Source organism: Robbsia sp. KACC 23696 (assembly GCF_039852015.1).
Classification (GTDB): Bacteria; Pseudomonadota; Gammaproteobacteria; order Burkholderiales; family Burkholderiaceae; genus Robbsia.
This window is the reverse complement of the sequence record NZ_CP156627.1, coordinates 82,292-96,410: the sequence shown is the minus strand read 5'-3', so window position 1 is coordinate 96,410 and position 14,119 is coordinate 82,292. Positions and strand designations below refer to the sequence as shown.

At 61.3% G+C, this 14,119-nt stretch carries 13 protein-coding genes; 9 read left to right on the top strand and 4 right to left on the bottom strand.

Annotated elements, in window-relative coordinates:
• Positions 1-15: 15 nt before the first annotated feature.
• Positions 16-921: a methylisocitrate lyase gene (prpB, locus tag ABEG21_RS15290; protein WP_347557502.1), complete on the bottom strand. Its 906-nt coding sequence runs from the start codon at positions 919-921 to the stop codon at positions 16-18.
• Positions 922-1,089: 168 nt separating this feature from the next.
• On the opposite strand from prpB, the gene prpR reads away from it, so the two are divergent.
• The 3 genes from prpR (at position 1,090) to ABEG21_RS15275 (ending at position 3,915) form a co-directional block, all read left to right on the top strand.
• Complete coding sequence (gene prpR, locus ABEG21_RS15285) at positions 1,090-2,682, top strand: propionate catabolism operon regulatory protein PrpR (protein ID WP_347557501.1); 1,593 nt, start codon at positions 1,090-1,092, stop codon at positions 2,680-2,682.
• Positions 2,683-2,705: 23 nt separating this feature from the next.
• On the top strand, positions 2,706-3,440 hold the full coding sequence (locus ABEG21_RS15280) for a hypothetical protein (RefSeq protein WP_347557500.1): 735 nt from the start codon (positions 2,706-2,708) through the stop codon (positions 3,438-3,440).
• 208 nt (positions 3,441-3,648) lie between these two features.
• Positions 3,649-3,915: a hypothetical protein gene (locus ABEG21_RS15275; protein ID WP_347557499.1), complete on the top strand. Its 267-nt coding sequence runs from the start codon at positions 3,649-3,651 to the stop codon at positions 3,913-3,915.
• A gap of 192 nt (positions 3,916-4,107) precedes the next feature.
• Here ABEG21_RS15275 and ABEG21_RS15270 read toward each other — a convergent pair whose 3' ends face one another.
• A complete protein-coding gene (locus ABEG21_RS15270) occupies positions 4,108-4,677 on the bottom strand; it encodes a TetR/AcrR family transcriptional regulator (RefSeq protein ID WP_347557498.1) in 570 nt (189 codons plus the stop codon).
• 127 nt (positions 4,678-4,804) lie between these two features.
• Here ABEG21_RS15270 and ABEG21_RS15265 point away from each other — a divergent pair, with 127 nt between their 5' ends.
• The gene (locus ABEG21_RS15265; RefSeq protein WP_347557497.1) at positions 4,805-6,016 is read left to right on the top strand and encodes an MFS transporter; all 1,212 of its coding nucleotides are present in this window, start codon (positions 4,805-4,807) and stop codon (positions 6,014-6,016) included.
• Positions 6,017-6,053: 37 nt separating this feature from the next.
• Here the strand turns inward: ABEG21_RS15265 and ABEG21_RS15260 are convergent, their stop codons facing one another.
• Complete coding sequence (locus ABEG21_RS15260; protein WP_347557496.1) at positions 6,054-7,127, bottom strand: FUSC family protein; 1,074 nt, start codon at positions 7,125-7,127, stop codon at positions 6,054-6,056.
• 258 nt (positions 7,128-7,385) lie between these two features.
• On the bottom strand, positions 7,386-7,949 hold the full coding sequence (locus ABEG21_RS15255; RefSeq protein WP_347557495.1) for a type 1 glutamine amidotransferase domain-containing protein: 564 nt from the start codon (positions 7,947-7,949) through the stop codon (positions 7,386-7,388).
• 349 nt (positions 7,950-8,298) lie between these two features.
• Here ABEG21_RS15255 and ABEG21_RS15250 point away from each other — a divergent pair, with 349 nt between their 5' ends.
• The 5 genes from ABEG21_RS15250 (at position 8,299) to ABEG21_RS15230 (ending at position 14,075) form a co-directional block, all read left to right on the top strand.
• Positions 8,299-9,669, top strand: coding sequence for an acyclic terpene utilization AtuA family protein (locus ABEG21_RS15250; RefSeq protein ID WP_347557494.1), 1,371 nt, complete (start codon positions 8,299-8,301; stop codon positions 9,667-9,669).
• Positions 9,656-9,982 (top strand): DUF4387 domain-containing protein, encoded by a 327-nt coding sequence (locus ABEG21_RS15245; RefSeq protein ID WP_347557493.1) that lies wholly within the window; start codon positions 9,656-9,658, stop codon positions 9,980-9,982. The genes ABEG21_RS15250 and ABEG21_RS15245 overlap by 14 nt, the downstream gene beginning before the upstream one ends.
• Before the next feature lie 47 nt (positions 9,983-10,029).
• The gene (locus ABEG21_RS15240; RefSeq protein WP_347557492.1) at positions 10,030-11,184 is read left to right on the top strand and encodes an amidohydrolase family protein; all 1,155 of its coding nucleotides are present in this window, start codon (positions 10,030-10,032) and stop codon (positions 11,182-11,184) included.
• A 107-nt stretch (positions 11,185-11,291) separates the two neighbouring features.
• Complete coding sequence (locus tag ABEG21_RS15235; protein ID WP_347557491.1) at positions 11,292-12,584, top strand: MFS transporter; 1,293 nt, start codon at positions 11,292-11,294, stop codon at positions 12,582-12,584.
• Between the two features lie 90 nt (positions 12,585-12,674).
• Positions 12,675-14,075 carry an LLM class flavin-dependent oxidoreductase gene (locus ABEG21_RS15230; protein ID WP_347557490.1) on the top strand — a complete coding sequence of 467 codons (1,401 nt, stop codon included), beginning with the start codon at positions 12,675-12,677 and terminating at the stop codon, positions 14,073-14,075.
• The last annotated feature ends 44 nt before the right edge of the window (positions 14,076-14,119 follow it).

Below are 14,119 nucleotides of genomic sequence, written 5' to 3'. Positions count from 1 at the left end.
CTCAATTCAGGGACTTCATTGGCTATCGGGGGTGCGCTTGTCGAAAAGCGCGTCGAGCCGTTGCTCGTAAGCGTGATAGCCGATGCTTTGATAGAGGGCTTCGCGCGTTTGCATCGTATCGACGACGGCGCGCTGTGAACCATCCCGTCGGATCGTGCGGTACACATTTTCCGCGGCCTTATTCATCGCGCGGAAGGCCGAGAGCGGATAGAGCACGATCGAGACGCCGGCATCGCGAAGTTCATCGACACCGAAAAGCGGCGTGGCGCCGAACTCGGTGATATTGGCCAGAATCGGCACGCGCACGGCGTCGGCGAATTGTCGATACATGTGCAATTCGGTCATCGCTTCCGGGAAGATCATATCGGCGCCGGCTTCGACGCAGGCCTGGGCGCGTTCGATGGCTGCCTGCAACCCGTCTACCGCCAACGCATCGGTCCGCGCCATGATTACGAAGTCGTCGTCGGTGCGTGCATCGACCGCTGCTTTCACGCGGTCCACCATCTCCTGCTGTGTCACGATGGCCTTGCCTGGACGATGGCCGCACCGCTTGGCGCCTACCTGATCTTCGATATGCATCGCGCCGGCGCCGGCCTTGATCAACGACTTGACGGTCCGTGCGATATTGAAGGCACTCGCACCGAAGCCGGTATCGACATCGACCAGCAGAGGCAGATCGCATACGTCCGTGATTCGTCGCGTGTCGATCAGGACGTCGTCTAAATTCGAGATACCGAGATCGGGGAGTCCGAGGGACCCCGCGGAAACGCCGCCGCCAGAGAGATAGATCGCGTGAAAGCCGGCTTGCTGCGCGAGCAAGGCGTGGTTGGCATTGATCGCGCCAACCACTTGGAGGGGTTTTTCGGTCGTGACGGCGGCACGAAAGCGGGCGCCTGCAGACGCCTTGTGGGAATGGGGCATGGCCTGTCTCCTTGTTGAATTGAGGGCCAGAGCGCAATTTCCCTGCCAGTTTTGACGTCACTGATTTTGCGAGGTTTTTTCGAGATGCGCTGTCGTCTAAGCACATATTTGAAATGGACGATTTCAAATGTGAAATAATAGGAAAGGCGATACTCGAACCAAGGCGAAATGGACACGCGGCCCCGTATCTGGCTATTTGGCATCAGCAAACTCCGCGACGTCATCCAGGACGTCGCGGCCGATTACATCGCATCCGTCGATCTGCGCGTCATTGCCAAGGGTTTCGAGGACGCTGTGCAGGCGGTCGAGAGTGCCGGCCCGGCCGAGGCACCCGACATCGTCATCTCTGCCGGATCGAATGGCAGCTATCTGAAGGCCCGGCTGGCGATGCCGGTGATTCTGATCGCGCCCACCGGCTTCGACGTGATGCACGCGCTTGAGCGGGCGCGTCGGATCGATACGTCGATCGGCTTGGTCATGCATGGCCAAGTGCCTGCCGAAATGCGTCGCTTCCTTTCCGCTTTCGATGCGAACGTCGACAGTGTGTCGTACCTGTCCGCGGAGGACGCCGAGATACGCGTGATGGCGCTGAAGGATCGGGGCGTCAAGGTCATCGTCGGACCGGGACTGGTTACGGAGCTGGCCGAGAAGGCTGGGCTGGATTCGGTCTTTTTGTATTCGCGTACGTCCGTGTCATCGGCGCTGGATCGTGCCTTGGAAGTCGTGCAGGCCAATCGGTCCGAGTTTCCGCGATCGCTGAGCCGATACGCCCGGACGCGCGCCGGACGGGCGCATCCCGGTGCGCTCTATCGTATCGAGGATATGCTCGGTGCGTGCGATGCGATCGAGTGGGTCAAGGAAACGCTGCGCCGATATGCGAAGGCGGACGCCACCGTCTTGATCGTCGGCGAAACCGGCACCGGCAAAGAGGTGGCGGCGCAGGCCTTGCACCGCGCAAGCGCACGGAAGGCCTTTCCGTTTGTCGCGATCAACTGCGGCGCCTTGCCGGAAACATTACTGGAAAGCGAGTTGTTCGGATACGAGGAGGGCGCGTTCACCGGTGCGCGTCGCGGCGGAAAGCCGGGGTTGATCGAGTCGGCTGATCGAGGGACAGTCTTCCTCGACGAGATTGCAGAGATGCCGGCAGCGCTGCAAAGCCGGTTGCTGCGCGTCATACAGGAACGAGAGGTAGTGCGTCTTGGCGGCATGACGCCGATCCCCGTGGATGTTCGTTTCGTCACGGCGACGCACCGTCCGCTTGCCGATGCGGTGGCCGATCGATCCTTCCGTGCCGATTTGTTTTACCGTCTTAATATTCTTCGCATTGCCTTGCCTCCGCTACGCGAACGGGGCGCCGATATCGGAATCATTGCTGCGCATCTGTTGGTGCAGGCAAAAGCGACGACGTCGGTGGCGGAGGCGGCAAGCGCATTGGCGCCGGTGCAAGCGCTGCTCGACGGCTATCATTGGCCCGGCAATGTGCGGGAGGTGCAAAATCTGATGACGCGCATCGTGGTCGAGTCAGATGGCCGACTCGACCGTCTTAGCGAGGCGTGGCTGCGTAATGTGGCGCCGGAACTGGGGCAGCCTGCGATGGAAGGTGCAAAGCAAGAGATCGCGACGCTACGCCAGGTCGGGAGGCAAAGCGAAGCGGATGCGGCGCGGGCGGTACTGCAATCGTTCGACGGCGATCGCGACCGCACCGCGCGTGCGCTGGGGATCAGTAAGACAACGTTGTGGCGACGCCTTCGACCATCTTGAAAATGCCAATAATGATCCTTGGGATGCGATTCATATTAATCAGTCTTCTTTCGATCTCGTTCGCGTTCGCCCCGCGCCTTGCTGTCGCCGACGCGCCACCGCAGCAAAGCTGCGAATCAGGACGTTGCTATCCGGGCGAAAAAATTACGATCTCGACATCGGATAGCCCACTCCCTTTCGTCGCTTGTCCAACAATGCAAATTTCGGATTTTGTCGGTTTCGAACAAATGGCGCATTGGGTAGTGTCGATGGCGACGCAGCGCGAACAGGTTTCGACGCTCTCGCCCAGGAAATTACCGACATTCGACAAAGACACAGGCGAAATCATCATGCCGGATAGCGCGTCCCCAATCGCGGTGCAGCAGGCTGTGCTCAAGGCGAAAGCGGGTGCAATCTCGTATAACGCAGCACTTCGACGATGCGACCCAGGGATCCAAGGGCATACCGCAGTGGTTGAAGAGATTGCGCCGCGCCATCTTGCACGCAATCCACCCAAACGCGGTGACTACCTGGGGCAGGCTGAATATTTCTTCTCGCCGCATGACCCATCAGGAACGATGGTCAAATGTGACAACGTCATGCGCGCTGCCGAACCGTATGACGTCTATTCGCGTTGCGTACTGTGGTTCAATCTTCCCCAGGTCGATGCACATGTGCTTATTACGCCAGTCGGGCAAACGGACAAAGCCGATTTTGCACATTGGAAGGCTCTCGAAGCGCAAACCATTAAGATGATCGACGGATTCATCGTGCACTGATTTGCGGATCGGCACTGTGGGGTCATCAAGGACCCGGTCGTAAGCAATAACTGGTGATGAAGAATTGCGCGAAGCCGCCGAATAGGATGAAGAGTCAGTCAAGTGCCTTAGATCGCACGCCGCATTCCCCATCACACCGGCGTCGTCGCCGCGCCGGGCGCAGGCCTTCCACACGCCGGGCACGCGTCTGACGGCGTCGGTGCGTGCAATGTGGGAAGCCGATAGCAGCGTCTTGCCAGTCGCGCTGAATAGCCACGCTGCGGTGGATGCGCTAGGCGACGGTCTCGTTCTCGATGACTTCGATCTCGATAATAACTTTGTCGGATGGCGTCGTGAAGCACGGATCGATTGGCCGGATCGGCGGCAAGGCCTGATCCTGCGTGCCGGCGCGCCACTGGATTTTTCGTGGTATTCAGCCCTGCAGATACGGGCTATTTTTGCGCCGAGCCCGTCAGCAATGCGACCGACTGGCTAAATCTTTTACACGCGGGTGAAGCCACCGAAGCGGATGTAGGCGGTGCGGTATTGGCACCTGGCGAGACCGTGGACGCGCAATTGGCGTGGCTGCCGGTGCGGGGCTGAACGCACGCCGCGCCGCTCTGCAAAAGCGCCATGCTGCCTGACGCAGCGTGCCTTGCTTGCTTGCCATCGGTCGTCTACGCAAAATCTACTTCGCAACGTGCAATAGCGACGTCACACGCGACTGCGCGAAGGACGGATCCAGCGGGACGTTATCGAACAGTAGCCGATACATGACCGGCGCGGCGATATGATTCAAGATCGTTTCTGCGTCGGGAGCAGACTCGCCGCGCGCGATCGCACGATCGAGAATCGCCTGAACATGCGAGCGCGTAATACTGCAACACTGACATGACGGGCCGCCGCCTTCGGCATCCATGCCCGATAGCACGTCGCGTGTCATCGCACGTCCCGGCGCCGACGACATCTCTTCCTGATAGCCCTGGGCCCACGACAGCAGGTCGGCGCTAAGGGACCCCAGATCGGCCGGCTCGGCGTCGGGATAAAACCGTTGTACGGCGACGTCGGCCAACAGCGTCTGCAAATCGCCCCAACGTCGGTAGATGGTCGACGGCGTGACGCCCGCGCGCGTCGCGATCTGTGGAACCGTTATCGCGTCCCGCGGTATTTCCGTCAACAGCGCGGCGACCGCGCCGTGTACCGATTCCTGCACCCGCGCACTACGACCGCCCGGTCGCAAGCCCTCTCGTGTTGCCATGACACCCTCGTCTACGCCTGCACGGCGATCCCCATTGCCCGTTAAAGCTAAATATTTGCGTTAACGAGAGGAATCGGTGCATACTCCGCTAAAGCAATTATTTTGCGTTAATTTTTCGGAAATGCCAATGGACATCGATTCGACTTCCCCGGCGGCGCCGCGTCCAGCCGGCGCGCTGGCGCTCTACGCCTTCACGGTTGCGGCGTTTTTTGCGGCATCGAGTGCGCCCACGCCGCTCTACCGGCTCTATCAGGCGGCGTGGGGCTTTTCGCCCGCCATGCTGACCCTGGTGTTCGGCGCCTACGCCTTTAGTCTGCTGGCGGCGCTGCTGACGGTAGGTTCTTTATCGGATCATCTGGGTCGACATCGCGTGATCCTGGGCGGTATCGCGCTGGAAGTGTTGGCCATGTTGCTGTTCGCCGACGCGCATACGGTGGCCGCATTGCTTGTCGCGCGCGTCCTTCAGGGGTTCGCGACCGGCGCCGCGACCAGTGCCTTGGGCGCGGCGATACTCGATACGAGTCGCACGAAAGGATCGCTGGTGAACGCGTTGTCGCCACTGATCGGCATGGCGGTTGGTGCACTGGGGAGTGCCGTGCTGGTACGGTATGCACCGGCGCCCATGCGCGTGGTGTATCTCGTGTTGATTGCGATGTTCGTGCTGCAGGCAAGCTTTCTGAGATCGATGCCGGAGACGGTAAGCCGGGTCCCCGGTGCGTGGGCGTCGTTGATGCCGCGCGTTCGCGTGCCGCAAGCGGCGCGGGCGGCCATGCTGCGCATCGCCCCGGTGAATATCGCGGTGTGGGCATTGGGCGGTTTCTATCTGTCGCTGGGCCCGACCCTGGCCCGTGCGGTCACCGGATCCGATAATCTGTTGTTGGGCGGTTGGGTGGTCTTCGCACTGACGACCAGCGGACTCGTTGCGATCGTTGTTCTCCGCGCGATGAGCACGCTGCACATCGTGATGACCGGTGCGACGGCGTTGGCGCTCGGTCTGCTGATCACCTTGGCCGGCGTGCATGCATTCAACGCGCCGATCTTCTTCTTGGGAACGTGCGTCGCCGGCGTCGGCTTTGGCGCGGCATTCCAGGGCGGATTGCGATCGGTCCTGCCGCTGGCCGCCGCGCATGAGCGGGCCGGCTTGATGGCGGCGTTTTACGTACTGAGTTATCTGGCTTTTAGCGTGCCGGCGATTGTCGCGGGCACGATGACGCATATCATCGGCTTGCGTATGACGACGGACGTGTACGGGCTTGCGCTGACCGCGCTTGCGACGGTGACGTTATTAGCCAGCGTCGCAAGCAGGAACAGCATGGCGGGGGAGAAGTCGCGCGCGTGACGCGGCGGGGATCGGCTGTCGCACGATCCTGCTTGGGTCAGACGTTCCAGCGATCGGCCGTGTCGGCCAAGCCCTTGCGCATTCCTTCGAGTTCGAGCGCCAAGGTTCGCGTCACGGACACGTAGCCGGCCATCGGCAGCGGCACGCAAGCCGGGAGCGGACTCGCCGGGGACAGGGAACATGTGACCAGCCTGCTGGACGTCCCCGAGGTCAGGGCGCGTGCAATGCCATGCAAGGTGTCGACGATATGACGATGCTCGATTTGCAAGGCTTCGTCGGTATCGGTCGGTGACGTCGAGTGCGGTGTCGTGTTCGCGGCGCTCGCCAGCATTTCGAGACAACTGATCGAGATCCGCAGATTGCGCTGAATGCCTTCGAGCTGCGCCTTCGGAATGCGCACCTCTTTCGACACCGAGGCAAGCATGCCGCGCAACTGCACCAGCAGGCTGCTGAGCGCGGCCATTTCCTTCAACTGCTGCGCGTCGGATTCATGCGCGTTGCGTGTGATGCGTTCATAGAGCGTGGCGCAACCGTTCAGCGCATCGGCGAGTTTGTAGCGCCAGGAATAGGTGGCATACAGCGGTAGAACGGCGGACAGCAGCAGGGCGAGACCGATGCCGATCAGCACGTTGACGGCGCGCCACAGGCCGTCGACCCAGGTGTTGGTGCCGCCGCCGACCACGATCACCAGCGTGATTGCCGACAACAACGCGATATAGCCGCCTTTGTCGATGGCGTGATAGGCACAAACACCGCAGGCCAGTGCGATTGCCAGATACGTCAGCCAGGCCACGCCAACGTAATGATGGACAAAAATAACGGACAGGCCGTAGACGGCGCCGATGACGGTGCCGAAGGCGCGCTCCATCGCCTTTTGCCGAATATTGCCATGGTGATGCAAGCCGGCGATGACGATGAGGAAGGAGACCGACGACCATTCGCCGTGCGGCAGATCCAGTATCGCGACCAGCAAAAGGTTCAACAGGATGCCGACGGCGATTCGGCCCGCGTGAATCAGGCGCGCGTGGCGATAGCGCTGATACGGATCCATTACCGGGCGGACCCATTGTTGGACAAGGCCTACAACGTGAGGAACGGAAGTATTTTGCATGCCAATGCGCGCCGGCGTGGGCGGCTCTCGAAGTCGTCAGTGACGCGTCAGAGCCAATTATAGGGGTTAACCCTGTATGAGGGTTAACCCTCGGTTCGCCGGATGACGAGCATACGTTGCCAAAACCGCCAAAGGGCGGTGGGCTGCGACGCTGGGTCGCACGAGAGACATGCGGGTGCAGAAACGCCGCCTCTCTCGCGGGGGGGCTTGCCGCGCAAGCGTAGTGCACCACTACGCTTGCGCGGCGCGATGGCTGATTTACGCGGCGACCAGCTCTTCCGCGATGGCACTGGAGAAGGCGTCGAGGTCGCGTGGGTTGCGCGACGTGATCAAGGTCCAGCCATTCGCGCCGCAGCGCTTGACTTGCTGATCGACCCATTCTTCAGCGCCGGCATTCAGCAAGTCGGTCTTGACGCTTTGATAGGAAGTCAAGGTTTTTCCTTCGATGACGCCCGCATCGACCAATATCCACGGTCCGTGACAGATGGCAGCGATCGGCTTCGACGCGCCGACGAAGTCCTGTACCAAATGCTGCGCATCCTTATCCACCCTCAGCTTATCCGCATTGACGGTGCCGCCTGGGACCACCAGGACATCGAAGTCTCTGGCCGACACATCGGATAGCTTGGCGGTGGATTTGACGACGGCATCTTTCTCGGTGTCATGCAGGACGGTCTGCACGTCCCCGCCTTCGATCGACGCGTGCGTGATGGACCCGCCATCGGCCGCAAGGGCCTTCAGCGGCTTCAGCAGCTCGTCACGCTCGACGCCGGTATTCGACGTGATCAATAAAACCTTCTTTCCTTTTAGGCGATCGCTCATTGTCATTCTCCTGATGTGTTCGTGACTCGTCCCTTCCTGTGAGCAAGAAGCGATCCTCGCGCCGATTCCGGGGTAGGTCGCCGCGCGACGTGCAGCGTGATCGTCGGCAACGCAATCGGGAGGGCGAGACATGTGAACGGAGTCGGCGAAAACGAGAACGATGCGTCTCATAATATTGGGTATTACCCTAGGTATTCGCCAGCAGTCGATCCCAAAAATGCGGTTTTTATAAAGGTATTCCCGGACGCATTTTTATACATAACAGATATGCGGGCGATGCCGCGCGGGCTGCTATACGCTCTAACTCGTCAAGAAGAACGCAGACGAGGAGACGATGGACGAACTTAGAATGCTCAGTACAACCGCCATCCTGGGCTATGGCTTTGCCCAAAGCGCATTCGATGCGGGAATGGCGCGCAATCCGCATTTGATCGGTGCCGATGGCGGCAGCTCGGATCCCGGCCCCTTTTATCTGGCGACCGGCGAATCGTTCTGTTCACGGATGTCGACCAAGCGAGATCTCAAAATAATGCTGGCGGCCGCCGTGCCGCGCGGTATCCCAGTGATCATCAGCACCTGCGGTGGGGCAGGCGGCGCGCCGCATCTCCAGATGATGGTGGATTTGACGCGCGAAATCGCCAAGGAAGCGGACCTCTCTTTCAAGCTCGCGGTCATCCCGGCCGAGCTGTCCAAGGAAACGCTGATCGAGTACGTGAATGCGAAGAAGGTGCGGGCGCTTTACGATCTGCCGGCGATGACATCGGACATGGTCGAGCAGGCCGTGCGCATCGTCGGGGCGATGGGGCCGGAGCCCTACATCGCCGCCTTGGATGGGGGCGCCCAGGTGATTCTCTCCGGGCGCAGCACCGATCCGGCGCCGTGGGCCGCCATGACGGTTCGCGCCGGCTTTTCCCCGGCGCTGGGATGGTATGCGGGCAAGATGCTCGAATGCGGCGCGGAGCCCGCGTTGCCGAAGCGCGAAGGCTGTTTGTTGGCCACTGTGCGGGACGATCACGTCGAGCTGGAGCCGATGCATCCGGACCAACGCTGTACGCCGGCATCGGTGGCGTATTTCGCGCTTCATGAGAATAGCAGTCCGATCCATCACCACGAGCCGGGCGGCATGCTCGACACGTCCGAGTGCAGCTTCGATGCGGTGAGCGACCGCGCTGTCCGTGTCAGCGGCATGCAATGGAAGCCGATGCCCTATTCGGTGAAGCTCGAGGGCGTCGAGGCGCGCGGGCATCGCGTGATCACGTTGTGCGCCACGCGCGATCCGGTGCTCCAGGCGCAAATGGACCCTTACCTGAAGCGCTCGCGCGAGATCATCGCCGAGAAGGCCGAGGCGTTCGGGGCGCCGCCGGACAGCTATACGTTGAATTTTCGCGTCTATGGCCAGAATGGGGTGATGGGCGATCGCGAGCCGCTCGCAGCGGCAGAAAGACATCCGCATGAAACGGCCGTCGTGGCCGAAGTCGTCGCGGCCGAGCGCGACACGGCGAAGGCGGTACTGGCCATTGCGCGGACGACGATCCTGCATTCCGAGTTCCCGGGGCGCTTGTGCAAGGAGGGCAATATGGGTATTCCGTTTTCTCCCTCCGATCTCGACCTGGGGCAAGTGTATCGCTTCTCCATCTGTCACTTGGTCGAGCCGGAGAGTGCCCTGTCGTTGTTCCCGATCCAGTACGAACATATCGGAGCCGAGCATGCCCGCCATTAAAGATTTCGCCAGTGTCTGTCGGAGTAAAAATGCCGGCCCGTTCATGGTCACGCTCGATATCGTCTTCGCCACCGAGCGCATATTCGATCAGGTCGCGGCGACGGGGGTACTGAATGCCGCTTTGTTCGCGCGGCTGTATGACGTGCGCGAAGACCAGGTGCAATTCACGCCTTATCGTGCCGCCAAGGCTTTCAAGGCCACGCTGCCCCGTGTCATCTCATCGGGCGATATCGGCGATACCGACGTCTACGGCGCTCAGCAACATGCGCCGATGCTCGATATCGATATTCCGATCGAATTGGGGCAGCCATAATCGGACGCCTTGGTCGGACCTTTCCACGAATCTGCTGAGCGAGCCCCATGTTCGATCCACACTACGAGCAGGCAAATTTCCCTCGCATCCGGGAAGACTGGCTCGGCCGCGTTGCCGAGCCGGTCATCGAACCCGAGCTGCCGATCGTCGACCCGCATCATCATCTGTGGGACGTTGCGAGCGCCTTCTATCACGCACCCGAGCTGATCGCCGATACGACGGCGGGACATCGCGTCATCGGCACCGTTTTTGTCGAATGCAAGGCGCATTTTGAGACAAACGGCGAGCCCGATCTGGCCAGTGTCGGAGAAACCCGCTTCGCGGTGCGGCAGGCGCAGGATGCCGCGGCACTGTTGCGCGTTGGGGTGAGCGGTGCGACGGGGAAGCCTGTCGCCGACACCGCGCAAGCACCCAATCTGGTCAGCGGCATCGTCGCTTACGGCGACATCGCCGTTGCTGATCCTGTCGCCGTGCTGACGGCCCATCAAGCGGCCGGCGAAGGGCGCCTGCGCGGCGTCCGCGTACGCGCGGCGTGGCATGGGCACCCGGCGTTCGCCGCGCCAGTGGACGGCCCCACCGCGGAGACGCTGTCGTCGCCATTACTGGATCGCTATTGCGCCGTATTGGTGGAGATGGGTTTGACGCTCGATCTGTGGGTCTACCACACGCAGTTGGACGAAGCGGCTGCGCTGGCAAAGCGCCATCCTCGCTTGACGATCGTGCTCAATCATTGCGGCGGTCCGCTCGGCATCGGTCCGTATGCCGACCAGCAAGCGGCGGTGCACGCGGCCTGGGCCACGTCGCTGGCGCGGGTTGCACGGAACGACAACGTCGTGATCAAGATCGGCGGTCTGGCAATGCCGCGCACGGGGATGTCTTTCGCCAACCGGGCCTTGCCTGCCACCGCGCGCGAACTCGTTGCACGCTGGTCGCCCTATGTGGAGACCTGTATCGCGCTGTTCGGTCCCGCGCGCGCGATGTTCGAAAGTAATTTCCCGGTGGACAAAGGCAGCTGCAGCTACCGGTCCTTGTGGAACGCATTCAAGATCCTGAGTGTCTCGCATCCGGCCGCAGACCGCCACGCGATGCTTTGCGGCACCGCCGATCGGATCTATCGCCTGGGCCTTCCAATCCCCGTCGGGGCGTCGCCGTCCGCGGCGCTATCCGAACGTTCCGCGTCAGGAGAGAAAGCGACGTGCTGATGGCGATACCCCGCCTGGCGGATCGATCGACGTAAGGGGTCGCGCCGCAGGGGGCAGGATCTATCCGCTAAGCGCCGCCAAAGGCGCGCGGACCCAGGAGGAGACAAATGAAGAACCGACGGATTTTCATCTATATTTTTTTGTTCTCGCTGACGACGATCAACTACATCGATCGCGTCGCCTTATCGGTGGCGGCCCAGCCGATCGCCCATGAATTCGGCATCGGTCCGATAGAGATGGGCTTCTTGCTGTCGTCGTTCATCTGGACGTATTTTGCAAGTCTGCTGGTATGGGGCCTTGCACTGGATCGTTGGGGCACCCGCTACGTCAACGCGGCCGGCATGGCCATTTTCTCCCTCGCGACCATCGCCACCGGATTTGCGTGGAGCTATGGCTCGATCCTCGCCACGCGATTGGTCATGGGCGTCGGCGAAGCGTCGTCCTTCCCGTCCGGCGGCAAGGTCATCCGCGAATGGATGCCTGCGAGCGAACGCGGGCTGGCCGCGGCCGCGTTGAATAGCGGCTCCTATGCCGGCCCTGCGATCGGCGCCATCGTCGTGGCGATCGCCGTGCAGCAATTCGGCTGGCGCATCGGCTTCATCATCGTCGGGTCGGCGGGCGCCCTCTGGTTCGCATGCTGGCTGAAATGGTTTCGGCGGCCTGAAGACGCGACTTTTTTGGGAGAGGCCGAGCGCGAGATGATCCTGCGTGAGCGGAACAATGGCCTGGAGGACGATATGACGCGTCCGCCTATCTCGATCCTGCAGTTGTTGCGCTCGCCCAGTGTCTGGGGCTTATTGATCACGCAGGGCTTCGGATCCTATGCGCAATTCCTGTTCTTGACCTGGCTGCCCAGTTATCTGCAAACGGAACGGCATCTCAATATCGTCCATAGCGGCTATTTCACGGCGCTCCCCTATGGCTTGTCCGTCGTGTTCGCCATCTTGATCGGCGGCATCAGCGACCGCATGCTCAGCGCGGAATCATGCGCCAATGGCGGCCGTCGGAATATGGTAGCCGCGTCGATGTTGCTGACGTCTGTCGTGCTGGCGACGCCCTTTGTCGATAACGTGTGGATGATGGTCGGAATCTTCACGCTGTCCTTGACCGGCGCGCAGGCCGCGCTCGCAATGAATATCGCATTGATTGGCGACCTGTTGCCTTCCTCGCAGGAAGTCGGGCGCGCAACGGGACTGTTGATCACGGGCGGAGCGTCGTTCGCGATGATCGCACCGATTGCGACGGGCTTTGTCGTCGCGATGACGCAGAGCTATAACAACGCTTTCTATATCGCCGGCGCCTTGGCCCTTGTCGGCGCTGTCGTGGCCATCACGATGACGCGTTCGCCGGTGCGGCCGCGTTACGACACGCCGAGGCATCCGGTTTCCGCCGGCGCGTAAGCGACCGGCGCCGCTTTCCCTCTTTTTTTGTTGCCCACACGCTGACCGAACGGTCCGTGTGCGACACCCCTCGACCTCAGGAGAGACATCATGGCAGACAAACCCGCAAAACAGATGACGTTGATCGGCTTCCTGCAAGCGCAGAACTGCTCGACCTATCCCGGTTCCTGGCGTCATGCGGGCGCCGCGCTCGATTTCACGACGCCGGAGTACTACCAACGCATTGCGCGCACGCTGGAAGAAGGAAAGTTCCATCTCGCTTTTTTCGACGACCGGCTGGCCATGCCCGATATCTACGGCAACGACCATGCACAGACGGTCGAGAACGGCGTACGGGCGGTGAAGATGGATCTGACGTCGATCTTGACGGCAATGGGCATGGTCACGTCCAAGATCGGCCTGGGCGCCACGTATTCGACCACCTATTACGAGCCGTTTCATATCGCGCGCAGCTTCGCGACGCTCGATTTGATGACGAAAGGGCGCGCCGCATGGAATGTGGTGACCTCCTTGAACGATTCCGAGGCGGCGAATTTCGGCGAGGTCGCGCATCTCGAACACGATCTGCGCTATGACCGCGCCGATGAATTTCTGGAAACGGTGATGGGGCATTGGGACACCTGGGAAGACGATGCGCTGATCATGGACAAGGAAAGCGGCCGCTTTGCCGACGCGTCCAAAGTGCATCGCCTCGACCATAACGGGCCGTTCTTCAAATCGCGCGGACCCTTCACGGTGCCGCGCTCGCAGCAAGGTCATCCGGTGCTGATTCAGGCCGGCCAGAGCGGGCGCGGTCGGAACTTCGCCTCGCGCTGGGCAGACTTGATCTTTGTCGTCTATCCGAATCTGGCGGTGGCGAAAAAGCAATACGCCGAGATGAAGCAGGCGCTGGCGGAGGCCGGACGCAATCCGGATGACGTCAAGATCTCGACGGCCTGTTACACGATCGTCGCCGAGACGGACGAGATCGCGCAGAAACAGCGCGCCTACATCGACAGCCTGGCCAAGCCGATCGATTCGCTGGCCTTGTTATGCGAGGTGTTGAATACGGACTTCTCGAAGCGCGACTACGATGAGCCGTTCAGCGATGCCGAGATGGCGGCGATCTCCGGCTGGACCGGTTTCCGTGATCGTGTCGTGACCTTGAGCGGCAAGAAGAATCCGTCGGTGCGGGACTTCGTCGATTTCTCGAATCGGGCCCGGATACAGGAGTTTCCGGTGTTCTGCGGCACCCCGACGACGGTGGCGGACCAGATGGAGCAGTGGTTCACCGAAGGCGCTGTCGACGGTTTCGTCATCGCGCCGACGCACGTGCCTGGTACCTATGACGACTTCGTGCGCATGGTCGTGCCCGAGCTGCAACGGCGTGGCCTGTTCCGCAAGGAATATCAAGGGGCGACGTTGCGGGAGAATCTCGGTCTGCCTATCCCCAAATCAGGGGATTGGCGCGAGCAGGCGTTTCCGCAAAAGCGGCAGTTCAAAGTCGCCTGACACGATCCGATAGCCAGCACCTCGCGCGAGCGGGAGGAGACAAT

Coding starts and splice junctions, on each gene's coding strand:
- ABEG21_RS15240 (WP_347557492.1), top strand. CDS start 10,030: ATGTTCGATCCACACTACGAGCAGGCAAATTTCCCTCGCATCCGGGAA.
- ABEG21_RS15270 (WP_347557498.1), bottom strand. CDS start 4,677: ATGGCAACACGAGAGGGCTTGCGACCGGGCGGTCGTAGTGCGCGGGTG.
- prpR (WP_347557501.1), top strand. CDS start 1,090: ATGGACACGCGGCCCCGTATCTGGCTATTTGGCATCAGCAAACTCCGC.
- prpB (WP_347557502.1), bottom strand. CDS start 921: ATGCCCCATTCCCACAAGGCGTCTGCAGGCGCCCGCTTTCGTGCCGCC.
- ABEG21_RS15260 (WP_347557496.1), bottom strand. CDS start 7,127: ATGCAAAATACTTCCGTTCCTCACGTTGTAGGCCTTGTCCAACAATGG.
- ABEG21_RS15235 (WP_347557491.1), top strand. CDS start 11,292: ATGAAGAACCGACGGATTTTCATCTATATTTTTTTGTTCTCGCTGACG.
- ABEG21_RS15250 (WP_347557494.1), top strand. CDS start 8,299: ATGCTCAGTACAACCGCCATCCTGGGCTATGGCTTTGCCCAAAGCGCA.
- ABEG21_RS15280 (WP_347557500.1), top strand. CDS start 2,706: ATGCGATTCATATTAATCAGTCTTCTTTCGATCTCGTTCGCGTTCGCC.
- ABEG21_RS15230 (WP_347557490.1), top strand. CDS start 12,675: ATGGCAGACAAACCCGCAAAACAGATGACGTTGATCGGCTTCCTGCAA.
- ABEG21_RS15275 (WP_347557499.1), top strand. CDS start 3,649: ATGTGGGAAGCCGATAGCAGCGTCTTGCCAGTCGCGCTGAATAGCCAC.
- ABEG21_RS15255 (WP_347557495.1), bottom strand. CDS start 7,949: ATGAGCGATCGCCTAAAAGGAAAGAAGGTTTTATTGATCACGTCGAAT.
- ABEG21_RS15245 (WP_347557493.1), top strand. CDS start 9,656: ATGCCCGCCATTAAAGATTTCGCCAGTGTCTGTCGGAGTAAAAATGCC.
- ABEG21_RS15265 (WP_347557497.1), top strand. CDS start 4,805: ATGGACATCGATTCGACTTCCCCGGCGGCGCCGCGTCCAGCCGGCGCG.